Origin of the sequence: Pseudomonas sp. Irchel 3E20 (genome assembly GCF_900187645.1) — a bacterium.
In the GTDB taxonomy this organism is placed as follows: domain Bacteria; phylum Pseudomonadota; class Gammaproteobacteria; order Pseudomonadales; family Pseudomonadaceae; genus Aquipseudomonas.
In genome coordinates this window covers 102,627-121,521 of the sequence record NZ_FYEE01000012.1, presented here as the reverse complement: position 1 = coordinate 121,521, position 18,895 = coordinate 102,627, and the positions used below count along the sequence as shown (strand labels likewise).

26 protein-coding genes and 1 tRNA gene are annotated in these 18,895 nt (G+C 55.8%); 12 read left to right on the top strand and 15 right to left on the bottom strand.

The features are described 5' to 3' along the window. Positions 1-49: 49 nt before the first annotated feature. A complete protein-coding gene (yejK, locus tag CKW13_RS20125; RefSeq protein ID WP_095110521.1) occupies positions 50-1,057 on the top strand; it encodes a nucleoid-associated protein YejK in 1,008 nt (335 codons plus the stop codon). A 52-nt stretch (positions 1,058-1,109) separates the two neighbouring features. Here the strand turns inward: yejK and CKW13_RS20120 are convergent, their stop codons facing one another. Together CKW13_RS20120 and CKW13_RS20115 are read right to left on the bottom strand one after the other, a co-directional pair. Next, positions 1,110-1,400 (bottom strand): hypothetical protein, encoded by a 291-nt coding sequence (locus CKW13_RS20120; RefSeq protein ID WP_095110520.1) that lies wholly within the window; start codon positions 1,398-1,400, stop codon positions 1,110-1,112. Between the two features lie 81 nt (positions 1,401-1,481). Beyond that, positions 1,482-1,703 (bottom strand): hypothetical protein, encoded by a 222-nt coding sequence (locus CKW13_RS20115; RefSeq protein WP_095110519.1) that lies wholly within the window; start codon positions 1,701-1,703, stop codon positions 1,482-1,484. Between the two features lie 96 nt (positions 1,704-1,799). On the opposite strand from CKW13_RS20115, the gene CKW13_RS20110 reads away from it, so the two are divergent. Further along, positions 1,800-2,189: a hypothetical protein gene (locus tag CKW13_RS20110; protein ID WP_095110518.1), complete on the top strand. Its 390-nt coding sequence runs from the start codon at positions 1,800-1,802 to the stop codon at positions 2,187-2,189. Between the two features lie 39 nt (positions 2,190-2,228). Here CKW13_RS20110 and CKW13_RS20105 read toward each other — a convergent pair whose 3' ends face one another. Then, positions 2,229-2,882, bottom strand: coding sequence for a hypothetical protein (locus CKW13_RS20105; RefSeq protein WP_095110517.1), 654 nt, complete (start codon positions 2,880-2,882; stop codon positions 2,229-2,231). Between the two features lie 284 nt (positions 2,883-3,166). Here CKW13_RS20105 and CKW13_RS20100 point away from each other — a divergent pair, with 284 nt between their 5' ends. From CKW13_RS20100 to CKW13_RS20090, 3 genes are all read left to right on the top strand, one after another. Then, positions 3,167-3,481 (top strand): hypothetical protein, encoded by a 315-nt coding sequence (locus CKW13_RS20100; protein ID WP_095110516.1) that lies wholly within the window; start codon positions 3,167-3,169, stop codon positions 3,479-3,481. 297 nt (positions 3,482-3,778) lie between these two features. Continuing rightward, entirely contained in the window at positions 3,779-3,976 is a 198-nt protein-coding gene (locus tag CKW13_RS20095; protein ID WP_095110515.1) for a hypothetical protein, read from the top strand. Beyond that, entirely contained in the window at positions 3,969-4,292 is a 324-nt protein-coding gene (locus CKW13_RS20090; RefSeq protein ID WP_095110514.1) for a hypothetical protein, read from the top strand. Before CKW13_RS20095 ends, CKW13_RS20090 begins: the two co-directional genes overlap by 8 nt. Before the next feature lie 35 nt (positions 4,293-4,327). On the opposite strand, the gene CKW13_RS20085 is transcribed toward CKW13_RS20090, so the two are convergent. Beyond that, positions 4,328-4,570, bottom strand: coding sequence for a hypothetical protein (locus CKW13_RS20085; RefSeq protein ID WP_095110513.1), 243 nt, complete (start codon positions 4,568-4,570; stop codon positions 4,328-4,330). Positions 4,571-4,700: 130 nt separating this feature from the next. On the opposite strand from CKW13_RS20085, the gene CKW13_RS20080 reads away from it, so the two are divergent. Together CKW13_RS20080 and CKW13_RS20075 are read left to right on the top strand one after the other, a co-directional pair. Beyond that, on the top strand, positions 4,701-5,195 hold the full coding sequence (locus tag CKW13_RS20080; RefSeq protein WP_095110512.1) for a hypothetical protein: 495 nt from the start codon (positions 4,701-4,703) through the stop codon (positions 5,193-5,195). 363 nt (positions 5,196-5,558) lie between these two features. Then, a complete protein-coding gene (locus CKW13_RS20075; protein WP_095110511.1) occupies positions 5,559-6,743 on the top strand; it encodes a tyrosine-type recombinase/integrase in 1,185 nt (394 codons plus the stop codon). An 82-nt stretch (positions 6,744-6,825) separates the two neighbouring features. Here CKW13_RS20075 and CKW13_RS20070 read toward each other — a convergent pair. The 9 genes from CKW13_RS20070 to thrS all read right to left on the bottom strand — a co-directional run bounded on the left by CKW13_RS20070 (position 6,826) and on the right by thrS (position 14,281). Further along, positions 6,826-6,902 (bottom strand) — tRNA-Pro (locus CKW13_RS20070). A 90-nt stretch (positions 6,903-6,992) separates the two neighbouring features. After that, on the bottom strand, positions 6,993-7,349 hold the full coding sequence (locus tag CKW13_RS20065) for a MerR family transcriptional regulator (RefSeq protein ID WP_095110510.1): 357 nt from the start codon (positions 7,347-7,349) through the stop codon (positions 6,993-6,995). Further along, complete coding sequence (gene ihfA / locus CKW13_RS20060; protein WP_002553164.1) at positions 7,330-7,632, bottom strand: integration host factor subunit alpha; 303 nt, start codon at positions 7,630-7,632, stop codon at positions 7,330-7,332. The genes CKW13_RS20065 and ihfA overlap by 20 nt, the downstream gene beginning before the upstream one ends. 3 nt (positions 7,633-7,635) lie before the next feature. Further along, positions 7,636-10,014, bottom strand: coding sequence for a phenylalanine--tRNA ligase subunit beta (pheT, locus tag CKW13_RS20055; RefSeq protein WP_095110509.1), 2,379 nt, complete (start codon positions 10,012-10,014; stop codon positions 7,636-7,638). Between the two features lie 26 nt (positions 10,015-10,040). Beyond that, positions 10,041-11,057: a phenylalanine--tRNA ligase subunit alpha gene (gene pheS / locus CKW13_RS20050; RefSeq protein ID WP_095110508.1), complete on the bottom strand. Its 1,017-nt coding sequence runs from the start codon at positions 11,055-11,057 to the stop codon at positions 10,041-10,043. 108 nt (positions 11,058-11,165) lie between these two features. Next, positions 11,166-11,522 (bottom strand): 50S ribosomal protein L20, encoded by a 357-nt coding sequence (rplT, locus tag CKW13_RS20045; protein ID WP_002553161.1) that lies wholly within the window; start codon positions 11,520-11,522, stop codon positions 11,166-11,168. A 30-nt stretch (positions 11,523-11,552) separates the two neighbouring features. Continuing rightward, the gene (gene rpmI / locus CKW13_RS20040) at positions 11,553-11,747 is read right to left on the bottom strand and encodes a 50S ribosomal protein L35 (RefSeq protein ID WP_002553160.1); all 195 of its coding nucleotides are present in this window, start codon (positions 11,745-11,747) and stop codon (positions 11,553-11,555) included. Positions 11,748-11,807: 60 nt separating this feature from the next. After that, the gene (gene infC / locus CKW13_RS20035) at positions 11,808-12,359 is read right to left on the bottom strand and encodes a translation initiation factor IF-3 (RefSeq protein WP_176465155.1); all 552 of its coding nucleotides are present in this window, start codon (positions 12,357-12,359) and stop codon (positions 11,808-11,810) included. After that, positions 12,359-14,281, bottom strand: coding sequence for a threonine--tRNA ligase (gene thrS, locus CKW13_RS20030; protein ID WP_095110506.1), 1,923 nt, complete (start codon positions 14,279-14,281; stop codon positions 12,359-12,361). The genes infC and thrS overlap by 1 nt, the downstream gene beginning before the upstream one ends. Before the next feature lie 387 nt (positions 14,282-14,668). Between thrS and CKW13_RS20025 the strand changes: the two genes are divergently transcribed. Together CKW13_RS20025 and CKW13_RS20020 are read left to right on the top strand one after the other, a co-directional pair. Then, the gene (locus CKW13_RS20025) at positions 14,669-14,971 is read left to right on the top strand and encodes a hypothetical protein (RefSeq protein WP_095110505.1); all 303 of its coding nucleotides are present in this window, start codon (positions 14,669-14,671) and stop codon (positions 14,969-14,971) included. A 291-nt stretch (positions 14,972-15,262) separates the two neighbouring features. After that, positions 15,263-15,475 carry a cold-shock protein gene (locus CKW13_RS20020; RefSeq protein ID WP_003179963.1) on the top strand — a complete coding sequence of 71 codons (213 nt, stop codon included), beginning with the start codon at positions 15,263-15,265 and terminating at the stop codon, positions 15,473-15,475. Positions 15,476-15,545: 70 nt separating this feature from the next. On the opposite strand, the gene CKW13_RS20015 is transcribed toward CKW13_RS20020, so the two are convergent. Continuing rightward, a complete protein-coding gene (locus tag CKW13_RS20015) occupies positions 15,546-15,857 on the bottom strand; it encodes an I78 family peptidase inhibitor (protein ID WP_095110504.1) in 312 nt (103 codons plus the stop codon). A gap of 162 nt (positions 15,858-16,019) precedes the next feature. Beyond that, positions 16,020-16,325 (bottom strand): hypothetical protein, encoded by a 306-nt coding sequence (locus tag CKW13_RS20010; protein WP_095110503.1) that lies wholly within the window; start codon positions 16,323-16,325, stop codon positions 16,020-16,022. Positions 16,326-16,658: 333 nt separating this feature from the next. Between CKW13_RS20010 and CKW13_RS20005 the strand changes: the two genes are divergently transcribed. From CKW13_RS20005 to CKW13_RS19995, 3 genes are all read left to right on the top strand, one after another. Further along, positions 16,659-17,747: an asparaginase gene (locus CKW13_RS20005; protein ID WP_095110502.1), complete on the top strand. Its 1,089-nt coding sequence runs from the start codon at positions 16,659-16,661 to the stop codon at positions 17,745-17,747. A 178-nt stretch (positions 17,748-17,925) separates the two neighbouring features. Next, positions 17,926-18,201, top strand: coding sequence for a DUF1654 domain-containing protein (locus CKW13_RS20000; RefSeq protein ID WP_095110501.1), 276 nt, complete (start codon positions 17,926-17,928; stop codon positions 18,199-18,201). A 4-nt stretch (positions 18,202-18,205) separates the two neighbouring features. Further along, on the top strand, positions 18,206-18,895 hold the full coding sequence (locus tag CKW13_RS19995; protein ID WP_095110500.1) for an endonuclease: 690 nt from the start codon (positions 18,206-18,208) through the stop codon (positions 18,893-18,895).

The window sequence follows — 18,895 nt, the reverse complement described above, 5'->3', positions numbered from 1 at the left end:
TTGCCACCACCGACTCACCGGAGGGCGGCGCCTGCCCGAGGTAAACGAAATGCCTGTACGCCATAGCGCAATCCACAAGATCGACAAGAAGCCGGACGGCAGCCCAGCAGTTCTGCATCTGGCTGACGCTGAGCAGGTTGAAAGCCAGGCCCGCTACGATCTGATGCAGCAGTTCAACGAAAGCTACAACGCCACCACCGGCAAGGCCTGGGGCTTCTTCCATCACGAATCAGGCGCTCACCCGCTCAGCGGATGGCTAGGCAAATACCTGGCCGGCGTCGGCGACTTCCTAAAGTTCACCACCGCCGCAGTCGAACACCTGACCCGGCTGATGGAGGAGTCGAACCTGACCACCGGCGGGCACGCACTCTTCTGCCACTACCAACAAGGCCTGACCGAATACCTGGTAATCGCCCTAGTGCAGGAAACCGAAGCGGTGACCATGACCGAAGATCTGCACCTGATGATGGTGAAGCGACTGGACCTCGACCACATCCGCCTGGCCGCGCGAATCAACATCAGCGAGTGGCAGAGCAACCCGCAGTCGAAGCAGTACATCTCGTACCTCAAGGGCAAGCAGGGTCGCAGGATCAACGAGTACTTCCGCGACTTCATCGGCTGCCAGGAAGGAATTGACGGCCCAAGCGAAACCCGGACCTTGCTCAAGGCGTTCAGCGACTTTGTTGAAAGCGAGGACCTGGGCGAGGAATCGGCACGGGAGAAGACGAACACCCTGGTCAGCTACTCAATGGCCCAGGCCAAACTTGGCGAGCCAATCACCCTCGACGAGCTGTCGGGACTGATCGACGAAGACCAGCCGCGCAGCTTCTACGACTTCATCAAGGCCAAGGACTACGGGATTTCAGAGGCCCTGCCGCCTGACAAGAAGACCCTCAACAAATTCCGGCGCTTCACCGGCCGGGCCGAGGGAATGTCGATCAGCTTCGAAGCGCACCTGTTGGGCGACAAGATCGAGTTCGACGAGGAAGGCGGCACGCTGACACTGCGTGGCCTGCCAACGCAACTCACTGAACAACTCAAGCGCGCGACAGCCTGACACTGCCTGAATACTCGCATGGGTCAAAGGTAAGCCATCATATTCATGGCAACTACTGTTTGACCTGGCAAACACCATTAGCCTTGCCCTTACCGGTGTAAGAAACACTCGGAGAACCATCGGGATTCACCATCAACGAGATCGTGACGTTACTACCCTTCGCCTCGAAATAAGTCTCGCTGAATTTCTTCAGCTTGGCCTCTTTACCGTTGATGTAGATAGGGCCGCCCTCATCGGCGTGTACCTCAATATTTCCAGGGCAGGTTGCATTGACCAGCGGAATGCCAGCATTCGCAGTCCCCGCAGCCAAGACAACCAAAGTCCCAACCAGTAATCGCTTCATTGAAATGCTCCATCAGTATCAAACGTGCCTAGATAATAGAAGTAACCGGAATTGAAGAGTCAAGCCAGCCGCCAAGGCAGATTAAATCCGGGAAAAACCAGCCGGATCGCCCCGCAGATACCCTGCTGAACTCGCTGCAAACTCATCAGCCTTTTTCCTGTAACTCGCAAGATCAATGATCTGCCGCAAGCAAATGACTATCTCCAGTTTCTGCTTGTCGTCTGGAAGACCAATCCACTTGAGCATCATTAAAGCGTCCTCCTCGATTGCTGCGAGTGCATCTATATCGCTTTGCAGTCTCATTTTGGCCTCCTGCCAGGTTGAGCTATGCAAATACCAATAGCCCACAAATCAAAATCACGCCAGCCGGCGAAGCAGGCGCACGCTTGGAGATAACCCATGAGCACCTTTGCAGTGTTTGGAATGACCCTCGATGTCGCCAAGACAGAGGCCCGCAAGAAGACGGCTGGCACCCGGAAGAACGCCAAGGCGCCTGGCGGCGTCGAGCCGATCCCCGAAGCCGAATGGCTGGAACTGGTCACCAAGCGTACCGAGAAGATTATGGGGGGAGGTACGGTTCGCCAGCTCTCACCGCTCTTCGAAGCCCCGCAGTACGCCGAACAGTTCATTGAGCTGGCCCGCAAGACGCTGAGATGCCGCGACATGCAGATCAGGGCCAAGGCGGTGCTGGTGGACGCCAAGGGCAAGCCGATCATCAACCCGAAGACGAAGGCGCCAAAGGTTGGGTTTGCGGAATGGCCGCCCAAACAGGAAAGCCAAGCCGCCTGACCCCTTTACCGAACGCGCCGAAGTTGAAGGGTCTTAAAGTCATGCGAGTTTGGGCTTTAAATATTGTTCGATGGCTACAACGCAGCGATTGAAGCTCTGTCGAAACTCGTCACCTTCTTCGCTCATGTTGTCATAAATCAATTTGGGTTTGTCTTTAATGGCGTCCCAATGAGCCTTCTTATAATCATCATCTTCGCGTGGATCCGAGGCCATAAACCAGAACTCAACGTAAACTTTGAAGTCATGCTGTAGTTTGAATATTGGCTTGAAGAGCGCATGCAGCTCCTTATCCCATAGAGCTTCGCTTTCAAGCAAAGTTGCCTCAATAGGCGCTCGAGCGGCGAAAACCGCATCAAACCGCTTTTGGAAACCGCCGTACTTACGCAAATAGCTTTCCTCTCGGAAAGATAAATCAACGTCATCATCAGGACTTAGATCGAGCTCAGCGCTCAACATTACTGGAGAGCGAGCACGCTCTATTGCCTCGCGAAATCTATAAAGTTCGATCAGGGCCTTTCTGGCCAGCTTATGATTTGCCGTGCCTCTGAGCTGTTTTCTCCAAGTTGCGAGACCCGCGAGACCAATATAAAAAGCCAGTCCAACGCCAGCGGCGCTAACCAGCGTCCCGACCACAGCGAATACATCTTTAGTGAGCGACCAATCCGCATCGGTAATCGCCAAACAAATCGACATCTCTATCACCTCATAAATTCAAATCACAATATACCGGCGAGATGGTCTTCGTGCCCATCGCTTACGAAAGCGTTTTCGATATCAAATCCATCCAGTCCGCATGATAAATTAGACCAGGCGAATCACAGCGGAGAAAAATTTTATCCATTCGGTCATTCGTTTCATGCGATAGCGCTCCGGCGTTGTTGATAGCCAGATCATTCCTTCACGACTCCTGCACCAGCAATAAAACGCTTGAATTACTACTTATCCACCGCCCGGGCATGGCCCGGCAAGGACTACCCATGCCTACAGAAAACAAACCGACAGATCCATTTGGCCCGAACGGCCGCACCTTCCACATTCACTTGAGCGTGCGGGGCGCACTGCGGGAGTTCAGCAAGCGCCAATTGAGTGGGATGTTCAAACGCGCCGACGGCACCAAGTGCACCGCCGAAGAGTCCACAGACCACCTGCTCGAAGCGCTCGCCCTGGGCAAGGAAGTTTTGCCGTTCGGGCCGCACTGTGAAGGATTCGATTTCTCTGGCGGTGGATGCCCTGGCCACGAAACACCAGCCGCTATGAATGACCATGATCTGGTAGGGAGGGAGGCTGTATGAGCAACTGGGCGAAGATGTGACCAGTGGACCAAGGCGTGGAGTTACTAGCCCAGAGGAAGGGAGTTGTTTAACTCGCAGCTAACTACTTCGGTCCACTGAATCACTGCCCACAGCTTGAAGGGCGCGCTCTAATGACTTGATAGAGCGCCAGCCGGCTGAGCATTTCAACAACAAACACCTGAAATTCATGTCCGACATGTCATTTCTAGCACAACTCTCTATCTCGTCCAGGATCGTTTTCAAATAAACGCCTCCCCCCTTAAAAGCCAGCCGCTATAGCGGCAAGGACGAACTCGCATGAAAAAAATGTACTGGATTCTCCGCGCCGCTCTGCACATGCGCAGCCTGATGGGGTGGTGGAAACCGAAAGACCTAGCCTTCTACTGGGAAACCGCCGCCGTGATCTACGACAACTACGAATACGACGGGCGCCTCAATGAAATCGGCGAGCCCGCCGAGGAAATCGCCGAAGAACTGAGCTGCTGGAGTGACTGACCATGAGCTATTACGGCTGTCTGCCAAGGCCATGGGTTTCGAGCTGGAGTATCGGCGTGGAAGCGATGCCTTCTATTACGACGATCCAGAATCCGGACGTGAGCAATGGCACCCACTCAGTGATGACGTCCAGGCCTTGCGCGTAGCGGTAGAGCTTCAGCTCAGCATCCTCTGGTTCACCAACCTGCAATACGTGATGGTCGAGCGGCGCGGCTTCGGCGAGAACATCGGCTGGACCGACGACGCAGATCGAGGTGGCGCGCTCCGCCAAGCAATAACCGTCGTAGCAGCACAAATTGGCAGCACGCTTCCCTAACCCCAATCCCCCTACATGCCTGCCGGTGAGCGGCCTCAAGGCAATTGGCTGTCGACCCAACGCTCAGCAGCAGCCGTTGCCTCATCAATTGCTGCTGGGTAGTCGGGCCAAGGCCCGGTCAGCTCAGCCGCGACCTCGCCCAGCCCGTCAATTTGCGCGGGCTCGATGATCTTCGCGGCAATCGGTGCGTCGTCGTTCGGGCGCCGCCAGACGAACTTGAGAAACATTGTGTGGCCCCGGTAGGCGTGCGCAATCGGGATATCTAGTTGGTGTGGCATGCGCCCTCCTGGCGACCGGGTGGATTGAATACCCGTTTTACACCCATCCAAGCGACACAGATATCTAGGCAAAACGCCATTACTCCATTCCCCTATGTGCCTGCCGGTGAGCGGCGGGTGAGGTATTCCTATGTCAGCAGTTCAGCGATTCCACGAAACAGCCAACGATGCCCTGGTAAAACTCAGCGGGTACTGCCTGCCGGGCGCCAAGCTGGCCCTGGTCATTGTCACACCCGGCGAGCCTGAGCGGGACATCATCCTTGAGGATCAGGGCCTGGATAGAAACGAAGTAATCAGCGCCCTGCGCCGGCGCGGCCTGAGCATCGACGGCGACAACACCTACAAGCGCGATTTGTGCGACGCGATTGTCGGCGCCCTGGCGATGGGCGCCCAGAACGTCAACCCGCCGCCGGCGGATCACTGGGGGCAGCGCTTCTGGGATATCGGCCGGGAGGAGCGTGCGCTGGGCGAAGAGTTGGTCGCGGTGCTGAAACTCACCCGAGAGAACCTGCGCGCCTGCCAGGCAACTATCCATCTGTGCGGTGGTTTCGATCCTGCCTATGTGAATGACGCCCAGGCAGCGATGAAGGTTGCAGACGCCGCAATCGCCAAAGCCACCCGCTAACCCACCTTCTGCCGCCCGGCGCGGCAAGGACACCCCAAACCAATCAATCCACCCGGCGACGGCGTGGCGAGGCATTCCTATGGCCAACACAAAGCTGGCGCCTGTCCTAGAGACCGCGCCGCGCTTCATCCGGGCAAAAAACGCACCTACCTACCTCGGCATGTGTCGAGCAGTTTTCGACGAAACCGTCCGCCCCTACGTTCGCGAATTCCCCATTGGAAAACAGGGCGTTGCCTTCGACCGTCATGAGCTGGACCAGTGGGCAGACGCCTACATTGAGCGCATGGCAATTGAAAAGCAGGCCAATCAGGACAACAATCAGCCCCGCAGCGAGCGCCATGCGCGGGCCACAGGAGCAACGCCATGGCCCAAAAAGCAATCACCGGCCTCCAGCAAATGCCGAACGGCATCTGGAAGATCGACAAAAAGTACAGAGGAGAACGAATTCAAGAGAGTACTGGCACTTGTAACCGCGCCGAAGCAGAGCAGTACCTGATTCACAAGCTGGAGCAGTTGCGCCAGCAGAAGGTGTACGGCGTCCGGCGGGTCAGGACGTGGCGGGAGGCGGCAACTCGCTTCCTGCTGGAAGTGAAGGATCAGGCTTCAATCCACATCTCGGCCACCTATATGGAGCAGCTCGACCCGTTCATTGGGGATATGCCGCTGACCCACATCGATGATGATGCACTCGCGCCATACATCCAGTCGAAGTTGAATCCAGCGGCAGGGAAGCCAGTTACGAACCGGACAGTGAACATCGCGCTTCAGCGGGTCATCCGTGTGCTGAACCTCTGTGCACGCAAATGGCGAGACGAGGAGCGACGGCCGCTGCTGGATGTGGTGCCGATGATTTCCCTGCTGGACGAGAAGACGAACAGCCGAAAGCCCTACCCGCTTTCATGGGAAGAGCAGTCGATCCTGTTCACCGAACTCCCGGCGCACCTTCAGACCATGGCGATGTTCAAGGTCAATACGGGCTGCCGGGAGCAGGAGGTTTGCAAGCTTCAGTGGAATTGGGAGATTGCGGTACCGGAGCTGGGAACGAGCGTGTTCCTGATACCAGCGGGATTTGGGGGAAGGAGCGCAAGGGCTGGCGTGAAGAACCGGGATGAGCGCTTGGTCGTGATGAATGACGTTGCTAAGTCAGTAATCGAGAAGCAGCGCGGCAAGCATGCGCTCTACGTGTTCCCGTTTGGCAAGCCAGATGGTGAGGGGAATGAAACGACAGTTCACCGCATGAACGACTCGGCCTGGAAGAAGGCGCGGATTCGGGCGGCAAAGAAGTGGCAGGAGAAGTTCTTGCGGCCGGCACATGACGGCTTTGCCAGAATCCGCATTCACGACTTGAAGCACACCTTTGGGAGAAGGCTACGTGCTGCTGGCGTGACGGAGGAGGATCGGAAAGCGCTGCTCGGCCACAAGAACGGAAGCATTACCAGCCACTACTCGGCGGCGGAACTGGATCAGCTAATTGCGGCGGCAAACAAGGTATCAGCAACCGACTCGCGCGCACCAGCGCTGACGATTCTGAAAAGGAGGGAAGCGTGAAGAAAAAGGCCAGGGTCACTCGGAAAGTCACTATTGCAGAAACAGCAAAGCCGCTAAAAAGCGGCTAAGTCATTGAAAAATATGGTCGGGACGGAGTGATTCGAACACTCGACCCCTAGCACCCCATGCTAGTGCGCTACCGGACTGCGCTACGCCCCGACTAGGCGTGTTACTTGTTTCACTTCTTAAGGAAGTGATGACGAATATACCGCAAGCTTTTGAAATATGGAAGTATTTTAAAAGCCTGAATTATTTTCTCAGAACCACCAGCACATCTTCCAACTCGGAGATCATCTGCCGGATCAACTGTTTGTACTGCGTGGTGTCATCTTTGGCTTCATCACCGGATAAGCGCAACCGCGCCCCGCCGATAGTGAATCCTTGATCGTACAGCAACGCGCGGATCTGTCGGATCATCAGTACATCCTGGCGCTGATAATACCGACGATTTCCGCGACGCTTGACCGGGTTGAGCTGAGGAAACTCTTGCTCCCAGTAACGCAGCACATGCGGTTTTACCGCACATAGCTCGCTGACTTCACCAATGGTGAAGTAGCGTTTGCCGGGTATGACGGGGAGCTCGTCGTTATGACTTGGTTCCAGCATAAGCCTCAACTCGGGCCTTCAACTTCTGCCCTGGACGAAAGGTGACTACACGGCGAGCCGTGATCGGGATTTCTTCGCCCGTTTTCGGATTGCGGCCAGGCCGCTGGCGTTTATCCCGAAGGTCGAAGTTACCGAAACCGGACAACTTTACCTGTTCGTTGTCTTCAAGAGCGTGCCTGATCTCTTCAAAGAAGAGTTCGACCAATTCCTTGGCCTCTCGTTTATTCAGGCCCAGCTCTTCATACAGACGTTCCGCCATTTCAGCTTTCGTCAGAGCCCCCATACGTCACTTCCTTAACGTGGCGTTCAACCTTTGTTCGAGCGAGGTGAGGATGTTCTGTGTCGTGCTGTTCACCTCATCGTCGTTAAGAGTGCGCGATGGATGCTGCCAGGTCAAGCCAACCGCAAGGCTTTTTCTATGCGGATCAATGCCTTTACCCTGATACACGTCAAACAGCCTGAGCTCTGTCAGCCACTCGCCTGCGTTCTCACGAATCACATCCAGCACGGCACTGGCTGCAACCTCCTGATCGGCCAGCAAAGCCAGGTCACGGCGCACTTCCGGAAAGCGCGAGAGTTCGCAGAACTTGGGCATTTTCCCCTGCGCTACCTCAGCCAACACCAACTCAAAAACGAAAACCGGACGGTCCAGGCCAAGTGTTTTGGATAATTCAGGATGAATCGCACCCACATAGCCTACTTCGCGACCGTCACGCTCAATACGCGCAGTTTGACCGGGATGCAATGCCGGGTGCTTACCCGGCACGAAGCTGAAAGCATCCAACGCCCCACCAAAGCCCAGTACCGCCTCTACGTCAGCCTTGACGTCGAAAAAGTCCACGGTATCGCGACCTTGTGCCCAACCCTCAGGCAAGCGGCTACCGCAAACAACACCCGATAGCATTGGCTCTTGCTTCAGACCTTCCAACTGCCCGACGAAACGTAGGCCGCTCTCAAACAAGCGAACGCGATCCTGCTGACGATTGAGGTTGTGCTCAAGCGCCTTGACTAGACCCGGCCAAAGTGAAGAGCGCATGGCTGCCATGTCATTGGAGATTGGGTTGGCCAACAGAAGTGGCTCGACGCCCGGGTTGAACAACTCAAACTGTTTTGGGTCGATGAAACTGTAGGTAATCGCCTCTTGATAGCCACGAGCTACCAACAGCCGCCGCAGTTCTGGTAGATCGCTACGCGCCTCGGCTTTGGCCTGTGGCGCCAGACGAGCCTGCGGATAGCGCACAGGCAAACGGTTATAGCCATACAGACGGGCCAGTTCTTCGATCAGATCGACTTCGAGGCTAATGTCAAAACGATGACTCGGCACTTCGACCCGCCACTGCCCTTCTCCCTCCGCCGTGATGCCCAGGCCCAAAGCCCCAAGCAGACGCTCGACTTGCGCGGAGTCCATTTCCATCCCTAGCATTTGGGTGATGCGCTGGGCACGCAATGTAATCGGCGCAATGGACGGCAAGTACTGGTCGCTGACCGCCTCGATGATCGGCCCCGCTTCGCCGCCGACGATTTCCAGAAGCAAGCCAGTGGCGCGCTCCATCGCTTCGCGGGCCAGTTTCCAATCCACACCACGCTCATAGCGATGCGAAGCATCTGTATGCAGACCATAAGAACGCGCCTTGCCAGCCACCGCGATCTGGTCAAAGAACGCACTTTCTAGGAATACGTCCCGTGTAGCGCAAGACACCCCACTGTGCTCACCACCCATGATTCCGGCAATAGCCAATGCCCGTGCGTGGTCAGCAATGACCAGCGTGTCGCTGCGCAGACTCACTTCCTGGCCATCGAGCAAGACCAGCTTCTCACCCTCTTCAGCCATTCGCACACGAACGCCACCGTTGATTTCGGCAAGATCGAAGGCGTGCAAAGGCTGCCCTAGCTCCAACATCACATAGTTGGTGATATCGACAGCGGCATCGATGCTACGAACATCGCCCCGACGCAAGCGCTCGACCATCCATAGCGGCGTAGGCTTGGACAGATCTACATTACGAATCACACGCCCTAGATAACGTGGACACGCTGTGGGCGCCAACACCTCGATGGAGCGCACTTCGTCGTGCACTGCAGGAACACTCGGCACTGCTGGGCGGCGAACTTCGACGGCATAGAGCGCACCGACTTCCCGAGCCAAACCCGCTAGGGACAAGCAATCACCACGATTCGGTGTCAGGTCGACTTCAATACTGGCATCGTCCAGGCCCAGGTATTGACGAATATCCTGGCCCACCGGCGCGTCAGCCGGAAGCTCCATCAAGCCATCATTGCCTTCACCAATTTGCAGCTCGGCTTGGGAGCACAGCATGCCGTTGGACTCAACACCGCGCAGCTTGGCTTTCTTGATCTTGAAATCGCCGGGTAATTCGGCCCCAATCATGGCAAATGGGATCTTCAAACCTGGGCGCACATTGGGCGCACCACAAACGATCTGGAAAGTTTCGGCACCATTGCTGACCTGGCAAACACGCAGCTTGTCCGCGTCCGGGTGCTGCTCGGTACTGAGCACCTCGCCTACTACGACGCCACTGAATTCGCCGGCGGCTAGCGTCACGCTATCGACCTCAAGACCGGCCATCGACAAACGAGCAACCAGCTCGTCGCGACTCACCTGCGGGCTTACCCAGCCACGCAGCCATTGTTCACTGAATTTCATCCTGCTCTCCTAAAGGTTCGTTACGACTAGCGAAATTGCGCGAGGAACCGCAAGTCGTTGTCGAAGAACAGACGCAAGTCGTTCACGCCGTAACGCAGCATCGCCAGGCGCTCAACGCCCATGCCGAAGGCAAAACCCGAGAACTCTTCCGGGTCGATCCCCGACATGCTTAGCACGTTAGGGTGAACCATGCCGCAGCCCATCACTTCCAGCCAACCGGTCTGCTTACAGACACGGCAGCCTTTACCGCTGCACATCACGCATTCCATATCGACTTCGGCCGATGGCTCCGTGAACGGGAAGTAGGAGGGGCGGAAACGCACCGCCAACTCTTTCTCGAAGAACACCCGAAGAAACTCTTCGATCGTGCCTTTGAGGTCAGCGAAGTTGATATCGCGATCAACCAACAAGCCCTCGACCTGGTGGAACATCGGCGAGTGGGTGATATCGGAGTCACTGCGATACACACGGCCCGGGCAGACAATACGAATCGGCGGCTTATTGGCTTCCATGGTGCGGACCTGTACCGGCGAGGTATGAGTGCGCAGCAGCATGTTCGCATTGAAATAGAAGGTGTCGTGCATCGACCGAGCCGGGTGATGGCCTGGGATGTTAAGCGCCTCGAAGTTGTGGTAGTCGTCTTCGACCTCAGGGCCTTCGGCGATACCGTAGCCGATGCGGGTGAAGAACTGCTCGATACGCTCCAGAGTCCGGGTCACCGGATGCAGACCACCTGAGGTCTGGCCACGACCAGGCAGGGTTACATCAATGGATTCAGCGGCGAGCTTGGCCGCTAGATCGGCCTCCTCGAACAACGCCTTACGCGCATTGAGAACCTCTGTTACACGCTCCTTGGCAACGTTAATCAGCGCGCCGACCTGCGGGCGCTCTTCTGCCGGCAGGTTGCCCAGGGTCTTCATCACCTGAGTCAACTCGCCCTTTTTGCCAAGGTAGTGAACCCGGATTTGCTCCAGGGCATTGATATCTTCCGCGCCTTGCACAGCCTCAAGAGCTTGAGCGACCAGCGCATCCAGGTTTTCCATGTACAGACTCCAGATACAAAATAGGGGAAGAGCTTGAAGGCTCTTCCCCTATTTATGACGTTTACACCCCGCCTCACAAAGGTGAGGCGGGATGACTGCCGGGGGTACTTAAGCCAAGGTGGCTTTAGCTTTCTCGACAATCGCAGCAAACGCCGCTTTTTCGTTCACTGCCAGATCAGCCAGAACCTTACGGTCGATCTCAATGGACGCTTTTTTCAGGCCAGCGATGAACCGGCTGTAGGACAGACCGTTAACACGAGCACCAGCGTTGATACGAGCGATCCACAGAGCGCGGAACTGACGTTTTTTCTGACGACGGTCACGGTAGGCGTATTGGCCTGCCTTGATTACCGCTTGCTTGGCAACACGGAATACGCGGGAGCGCGCGCCGTAGTAGCCTTTAGCAAGTTTCAGAATTTTTTTGTGACGCTTACGGGCAATGACGCCACGCTTTACACGAGCCATGAGTTACTTCCTCTATTCTTGATCCAAAAATTAACGAAGGCGCAGCATGCGCTCGACTTTTGCCACGTCAGACGGATGCAGCAAGCTGCTACCGCGCAGTTGACGCTTACGCTTGGTCGACATTTTGGTCAGGATGTGGCTCTTGAAAGCGTGCTTGTGCTTGATACCGTTAGCAGTTTTCAGAAACCGCTTAGCAGCACCACTTTTAGTCTTCATCTTTGGCATGTTCGGATACTCCGCATTCAGTTGATAAACATAATCAGAAGGCCTGCCGTGCCCTGTTGATTACTTCTTCTTTTTCGGGGCGATGACCATAATCAGCTGGCGTCCTTCCATCTTAGGATGCTGTTCGACCGAACCGTACTCGAGCAGGTCAGCTTCAACCCGCTTGAGGAGTTCCATCCCCAGCTCCTGGTGGGCCATCTCACGGCCGCGGAATCGCAAGGATACCTTGGCCCTGTCCCCATCACTCAGGAAACGTACCAGGTTGCGCAGTTTTACCTGGTAATCCCCTTCCTCCGTCCCTGGACGAAACTTGATTTCTTTTACTTGAATCTGCTTCTGGTTTTTCTTTGCAGCAGCAATCTGCTTCTTCTTTTCGAAGATCGACTTGCCGTAGTCCATCAGCTTGCAAACAGGGGGTACTGCATCGGCGGAAATTTCCACCAGATCCAGCTTGGCCTCTTCAGCCTTAAGAAGCGCTTCTTCAATCGGGACAATGCCGAGTTGCTCGCCCTCAGCCCCAATTAACCGAACCTCGCGTGCCGAGATATTCTCGTTGATCGGGGCTTTCGGTGCAGCTCGTTTATCTTGTCTCATTTCACGCTTAATAGTAATTACTCCGAATCTGGGCGACCACGCCGGGAAACCGCTTGAGCGAGGAACTCGGCGAACTGGGCGACGGGCATCGAGCCCAGGTCAGCACCTTCACGAGTACGCACAGCGACAGTCTGCATCTCGACTTCCCGATCTCCGATAACCAAGAGATAGGGAACCTTGAGCAAAGTATGCTCGCGGATTTTAAAGCCGATCTTTTCATTTCTCAAGTCGGACTTGGCACGAAATCCGCTTTGGTTGAGAGTTTTTTCCACTTCGGCAGCAAATTCTGCCTGTTTATCAGTGATATTCATAATCACTGCCTGGGTCGGAGCCAGCCACGCAGGGAACGCGCCCTCGTAGTGTTCGATCAGGATTCCGACGAAACGCTCGAAAGAACCAAGGATCGCCCGATGCAGCATCACTGGGTGCTTGCGACTGTTGTCTTCGGAAACGTATTCGGCCCCCAGACGAATCGGCAGGTTGAAATCGAGCTGCAAGGTACCACATTGCCAGACGCGGCCGAGGCAATCTTTGAGCGAGAATTCAATCTTCGGACCGTAGAAGGCACCTTCACCCGGCTGCAAATCGTAAGGCAAGCCAGCGCTATCAAGGGCCGCAGCCAATGCAGTTTCCGCACGATCCCACAACTCATCGGAACCCACACGCTTTTCAGGACGGGTAGACAACTTCATTTCGATGTCTTTAAAACCGAAGTCAGCATAGACATCCATGGTCAGCTTGATGAAAGCTGCGGATTCCGCTTGCATCTGCTCTTCAGTGCAGAAGATGTGGGCATCATCCTGAGTAAAGGCACGCACCCGCATGATGCCGTGCAGCGCACCAGAGGGTTCGTTACGGTGGCAGGCACCGAATTCGGCCAGGCGCATCGGCAGTTCGCGGTAGCTTTTCAGACCCTGGTTAAATACCTGAACGTGGCACGGGCAGTTCATCGGCTTGATCGCGTAGTCGCGGCTTTCCGACTCGGTGGTGAACATATTTTCGGCGTAGTTTGCCCAATGCCCGGATTTTTCCCACAGGCTACGGTCGACAACCTGCGGAGTCTTGATCTCTAAATAGCCGTTTTCTCGCTGTACTTTGCGCATGTACTGCTCAAGCACTTGATACAACGTCCAGCCGTTCGGGTGCCAGAACACCATACCCGGAGCCTCTTCTTGGGTATGGAACAGGCCCAGGCGCTTGCCCAACTTACGGTGGTCGCGTTTTTCGGCTTCTTCGATGCGTTGGATGTAAGCGGCCAATTGCTTCTTATCTGCCCACGCGGTGCCATAGATGCGCTGCAACTGCTCATTCTTGGCATCGCCGCGCCAGTAGGCGCCAGACAGCTTGGTCAATTTGAACGATTTCAGGAAGCGTGTGTTCGGCACGTGCGGACCACGGCACATGTCGACATATTCTTCGTGATAGTAAAGGCCCATGGCCTGCTCGTCCGGCATGTCCTCAACCAGGCGCAACTTGTAGTCCTCGCCACGCGTTGTGAAGACGTCGATCACCTCGGCACGAGGGGTGACCTTTTTGATGACGTCATAATCTTTTTCGATCAGCTGATGCATACGCTGCTCGATTGCCGACAGGTCCTCAGGCGTAAAAGGACGTTCGTAGGCGATGTCGTAATAGAAGCCTTCGTCGATGACCGGACCGATCACCATTTTGGCGCTCGGATACAGTTGCTTGACTGCGTGGCCGATCAAGTGGGCGCAAGAGTGGCGAATGATCTCCAGCCCCTCTTCATCCTTGGGCGTGATGATTTGCAGGGAAACGTCGCTGTCGATGATGTCGCAGGCGTCGACCAGTTTACCGTTGACCTTGCCGGCCACTGTGGCCTTGGCCAAGCCGGCGCCAATGGACGCGGCGACCTCGGCTACGGAAACAGGATGATCGAAAGAACGTTGACTGCCGTCGGGAAGAGTAATAGTTGGCATGGCGCCTCCTCTCCTAGTGGTGACCCCTACCAAAGGTCACGTGGGTTGGGATGAGCCAGTACAAGAGCCGATTCAGGCCATTCATTGCTGAACGCCTGCCTTACAGCGGCAGGAGCCTTGCGGCCAACCGGAAAACCGAATCAGAGTGACTGGAGTTCAAATCAAAAAGGGTGATTCAGGCCTCTTCAGCCGCCAGGATGGAAAAAACCTGAGGAGGGCGAAAACCTGAGGGCAGGATGCTAGCACAGATGAACGGTCGCCCGCGCCCTGGCGCGCGCAAGTAAACCGTCGGTTTTTGTGCAAAAGTGCTGAACTGAACGGCGCTTGACACCTCAGATGTCGGGAGTCCGAGTAAACAGCCCCACAGATCACAAGGAGCATCCCAACATGCATCTGAACCGTATCTTTGCCTTCATCACCCCCTTCATCCTTATGCTGCCGCTGAGCGCGCACGCCGACTGGCCAAAAGGCGAGCGTGAAAAATACATGGCGCAATGCACGCAGACCGCTGCCCCACAGATTGGTGTCGCCGCCGCAAAAGCCCACTGTGCTTGCGGGGCCGATGCGATCAAGTCGTACCCTGCCAGCGATATCCAAGCATTGATGGACAACAAAGCCAGCGATGCACTGAAAGAGAAGGCCCTGAAGAAAATCACCGCCTGCAAGGCCGATAACAAGGCCAAGAAGTAATCCAGAAGAGAGAAATACGCACAGTAAAAGTCGACAAAAAAGCTCATAAAAACGCCCTTTCGTACATTTTATGCAGGTTTTACAGCTTTTTTTACAGCTCGAGTTTTGCGCGCAAAGCCTTTTAAACCGGGACTTTCAGCGTTTCATGCCAACAAAGATAACGCCACTGACTGGCAAACAAACCGGCAAGGGGGGTTTCAAGTCCAACATTTCGACTATGATACCCCGGTGTGCCCAGTTGGCCTGAGCAGCACAGCACTACTGAAAATATATGTTTCTTGGAGATACACCATGTCTAATCGCCAAACCGGCACCGTTAAATGGTTCAACGATGAAAAAGGCTTCGGCTTCATCACTCCTCAAGGTGGCGGTGACGACCTGTTCGTACACTTCAAAGCTATCGAAAGCGACGGTTTCAAAAGCCTGAAAGAAGGCCAAACCGTTTCCTTCGTGGCTGAGAAAGGCCAAAAGGGTATGCAAGCTGCACAAGTTCGCCCTGAGTAAGTTTTCAGCGAGCTAAAAAAACCCCGTCCATGTGACGGGGTTTTTTATGCGTTTGAAAAAACCGACGCTCTCAGCCGCAATTGACGCGGGTAATCACCAGGTTGTCATCGGTGTTCAGGTTCAAACGATCCGAACGGTACTCAAGGGTCATGACATCGTCGGGGCGCAGAACCCGTGCATTGTGTGCGCCCGAGCGCTTGCGGGCCTGCTCCAGCAGCTCAGGTGTGGCCTTCTTGCCGATGACGAAATCGGCGGCTTTGGACTCGCAGCGAGCGTGGGCCATCTCGTCGGTTGCTGGCTCGCTGACCGACTCGGCAGTACTGCAACCGCTCAGAGCAAGCACAGCTGACAAGGTTGCGAATGACACGAGCTTGCAAGGCATGAAAACCTCCTTTTCAAAAATAAACAGAGTTGATGCGACAGCTATTCAGGCTGCGGGGTTCAAAAGTACGCCACTCCCCTGCCTTCACCACAGGAAGCAGGCAAGTCTGCCTGAGGACTCGCGACGCTTTCCCGATTCAATCGTGACCGGATGTGATTGTCATCAGTAGACATCGATGTAATCAAACGGCGGATGGGGCCAGTTCTGCTTCAAGGCATTGAAAACCTGCATCACCCAGACTTCATCGCTGGCCGCCACATTTCCCACATAACCCGAACCAGCCGCCCACGTCTCCAGGCGAAACAACAGGCCTTCAATATCCGTACCCCCGACCACGCCGGAAGACAAATAGGCGATACCGCCCTTGGTGACCCGCAGTTGGGTATGCACATTGTCACTGGCCGAGGCCAGCAACCGGCGCACGTTCTCGAGGGTCAAGCCATCCGGAGAGTTCAAATCGATCTGCACGGGGTGCTCCTTGAGCGATTATCAAAAAACGAGTGTCCCACAGCCGCGCCCTCCTGCCTAAGCCGTTACTCGCCAAGAGCCCGACTTCTCCTGTTTGTTTATCGGCACTTTCGGTCAACCGAACGGAAAAAATATCCACCGTCGGAAATCCGGACACTTCATAAACAAAAAATAATAAAAGACAAACATAATCAAGCAATTACACAGCATTCCAAATAAACGTATCTTGGTACAGATCCTGCTTTTCTCTATCACCCCGGCGCATTCAGACCTGCCTGGGGGCGTTTCTAGGTGAACTGAATCGCACCGTCATCACTACAAGAGAGAAAAACAATGAAACCTGCCTTCAACACCTTTATTCCGGGCGCCTTGGCCCTGCTCCTGCTACTCCCGACGGCACTGCAAGCCAAAGAAGTCGAAACCCAGCAAAAATTGGCTAACGTGGTCGTTCTCGCCACCGGCGGCACCATTGCCGGCGCCGGCGCCAGTGCCGCCAACAGCGCGACCTACCAAGCGGCTAAGGTCGGCATCGAGCAACTGATCGCCGCCGTGCCGCAGCTGAGCCAACTGGCCAACGTGCGTGGCGAACAGGTCATGCAGATCGCTTCCGAAAGCATCACCAATGAAAACCTGCTGCAACTGGGCCGCCGCGTTGCCGAACTGGCCGACAGCAAGGACGTCGATGGGATTGTCATCACCCACGGCACCGACACCCTGGAAGAAACCGCGTACTTCCTCAACCTCGTGGAAAAAACCGACAAGCCCATCGTTGTCGTAGGGTCGATGCGCCCTGGCACCGCCATGTCGGCCGATGGCATGCTCAACCTGTATAACGCCGTCGCCGTTGCCGGCAGCAAAGAGGCCCGCGGCAAGGGCGTGTTGGTCACCATGAACGACGAGATCCAGTCGGGCCGCGATGTCAGCAAGATGATTAACATCAAGACCGAAGCGTTCAAAAGCGCCTGGGGCCCGATGGGTATGGTCGTGGAAGGCAAATCCTACTGGTTCCGCTTGCCCGCCAAGCGCCACACCATGGATTCCGAGTTCGACATCAAGACCATCAAGAGCCTGCCTGACGTTGAAATCGCCTATTCCTACGGCAACGTCAACGATACAGCCTACAAGGCTCTGGCCCAGTCCGGCGCCAAGGCGATCATCCATGCCGGCACCGGCAACGGCTCGGTCTCTTCCCGCGTGGTGCCTACCCTGCAAGCGCTGCGCAAGGATGGCGTGCAGATCATTCGTTCTTCCCACGTAAACGCTGGCGGTTTCGTACTGCGCAACGCCGAACAGCCTGACGACAAGTACGACTGGGTGGTCGCCCATGACCTGAACCCACAAAAGGCCCGCATCCTGGCGATGGTGGCACTGACCAAGACGTCCGATAGCAAAGAGTTGCAACGGATGTTCTGGGAATACTGATACGCCTGCCCCGGCCCCTCCAGGCCGGGCTCTCTGCCCGCCTGCCTTGGCGGGCAGTCCTGCACTCCCCCTCGCCACACAAAAAAAATTCCTCATATGCAGCAAGCGTTAAAAAGCGCTGTCACAGGATCTTCTTGAATTTTAAGCAGTTGCGAAAAATCCTACAGTTAAATACTGTATGTGCGTACAGCTTAATAAGGATCATCCCGTGGCGAAAACTCCAGAGACTCCCGCACCCAGCGCCTACGAGCGCTTGGGCCTGCGTATCCAAGCCATCATCAATGCCCCTGCCGCACAGAGGGCCAAGACTGCCCTGATCTTTCGCCTTGCCGATGAGCCCATGGAGTTGTGGGAACAGCTGCTCGACGAGATCGACGAAAACGACAACGTCACCCTCGCTCACCGCGATGACGGTGGCGTGCATGTTTTCTGGACTGTGCCGAAGGAAGATTGAGTCAATGATTGCCCGCCTGTTCGCCTTGCTTTGCCTCCTCGCCACTTTCACCGCCCATGCCCAGGCTCCGCGCACATTCAGTGAAGCGAAGAAGGTTGCGTGGAAGCTCTACGCCCCTCAATCCACCGAGTTCTATTGCGGCTGCAAGTACACCGGCAATCGCGTCAACCTTGCAGCATGCGGGTACGTGCCGCGCAAAAACGCTAACCGCGCCGCGCGCATCGAATGGGAACACATCGTCCCGGCCTGGCAGATCGGCCATCAACGCCAATGCTGGCAAAGCGGCGGGCGCAAGAACTGCACGCGCCATGACCCCTCCTACCAAAAAGCAGAGGCGGACCTGCACAACCTGGTCCCCAGCATCGGTGAGGTGAATGGTGATCGCAGCAATTTCAGCTTCGGCTGGTTGCCGGTGCAGAGTGGCCAGTACGGCTCATGCCTGACCCAAGTGGACTTCAAGGCCAAGAAAGTCATGCCACGGCCCTCGATCCGCGGCATGATCGCCCGCACCTACTTTTATATGAGCAAGCAGTACGGTTTGCGTCTGTCCAAGCAGGACCGCCAACTTTATGAAGCCTGGAACAAGACCTACCCGGTGCAGAGTTGGGAACGCCAACGCAACCAAACCGTGGCCTGCGTCATGGGGCGTGGCAATGAATTTGTCGGGCCGGTGGATATGAAAGCCTGCGGCTGA

Coding starts and splice junctions, on each gene's coding strand:
- yejK (WP_095110521.1), top strand. CDS start 50: ATGCCTGTACGCCATAGCGCAATCCACAAGATCGACAAGAAGCCGGAC.
- CKW13_RS20120 (WP_095110520.1), bottom strand. CDS start 1,400: ATGAAGCGATTACTGGTTGGGACTTTGGTTGTCTTGGCTGCGGGGACT.
- CKW13_RS20115 (WP_095110519.1), bottom strand. CDS start 1,703: ATGAGACTGCAAAGCGATATAGATGCACTCGCAGCAATCGAGGAGGAC.
- CKW13_RS20110 (WP_095110518.1), top strand. CDS start 1,800: ATGAGCACCTTTGCAGTGTTTGGAATGACCCTCGATGTCGCCAAGACA.
- CKW13_RS20105 (WP_095110517.1), bottom strand. CDS start 2,882: ATGTCGATTTGTTTGGCGATTACCGATGCGGATTGGTCGCTCACTAAA.
- CKW13_RS20100 (WP_095110516.1), top strand. CDS start 3,167: ATGCCTACAGAAAACAAACCGACAGATCCATTTGGCCCGAACGGCCGC.
- CKW13_RS20095 (WP_095110515.1), top strand. CDS start 3,779: ATGAAAAAAATGTACTGGATTCTCCGCGCCGCTCTGCACATGCGCAGC.
- CKW13_RS20085 (WP_095110513.1), bottom strand. CDS start 4,570: ATGCCACACCAACTAGATATCCCGATTGCGCACGCCTACCGGGGCCAC.
- CKW13_RS20080 (WP_095110512.1), top strand. CDS start 4,701: ATGTCAGCAGTTCAGCGATTCCACGAAACAGCCAACGATGCCCTGGTA.
- CKW13_RS20075 (WP_095110511.1), top strand. CDS start 5,559: ATGGCCCAAAAAGCAATCACCGGCCTCCAGCAAATGCCGAACGGCATC.
- CKW13_RS20065 (WP_095110510.1), bottom strand. CDS start 7,349: ATGCTGGAACCAAGTCATAACGACGAGCTCCCCGTCATACCCGGCAAA.
- ihfA (WP_002553164.1), bottom strand. CDS start 7,632: ATGGGGGCTCTGACGAAAGCTGAAATGGCGGAACGTCTGTATGAAGAG.
- pheT (WP_095110509.1), bottom strand. CDS start 10,014: ATGAAATTCAGTGAACAATGGCTGCGTGGCTGGGTAAGCCCGCAGGTG.
- pheS (WP_095110508.1), bottom strand. CDS start 11,057: ATGGAAAACCTGGATGCGCTGGTCGCTCAAGCTCTTGAGGCTGTGCAA.
- rplT (WP_002553161.1), bottom strand. CDS start 11,522: ATGGCTCGTGTAAAGCGTGGCGTCATTGCCCGTAAGCGTCACAAAAAA.
- rpmI (WP_002553160.1), bottom strand. CDS start 11,747: ATGCCAAAGATGAAGACTAAAAGTGGTGCTGCTAAGCGGTTTCTGAAA.
- thrS (WP_095110506.1), bottom strand. CDS start 14,281: ATGCCAACTATTACTCTTCCCGACGGCAGTCAACGTTCTTTCGATCAT.
- CKW13_RS20025 (WP_095110505.1), top strand. CDS start 14,669: ATGCATCTGAACCGTATCTTTGCCTTCATCACCCCCTTCATCCTTATG.
- CKW13_RS20020 (WP_003179963.1), top strand. CDS start 15,263: ATGTCTAATCGCCAAACCGGCACCGTTAAATGGTTCAACGATGAAAAA.
- CKW13_RS20015 (WP_095110504.1), bottom strand. CDS start 15,857: ATGCCTTGCAAGCTCGTGTCATTCGCAACCTTGTCAGCTGTGCTTGCT.
- CKW13_RS20005 (WP_095110502.1), top strand. CDS start 16,659: ATGAAACCTGCCTTCAACACCTTTATTCCGGGCGCCTTGGCCCTGCTC.
- CKW13_RS20000 (WP_095110501.1), top strand. CDS start 17,926: ATGTGCGTACAGCTTAATAAGGATCATCCCGTGGCGAAAACTCCAGAG.
- CKW13_RS19995 (WP_095110500.1), top strand. CDS start 18,206: ATGATTGCCCGCCTGTTCGCCTTGCTTTGCCTCCTCGCCACTTTCACC.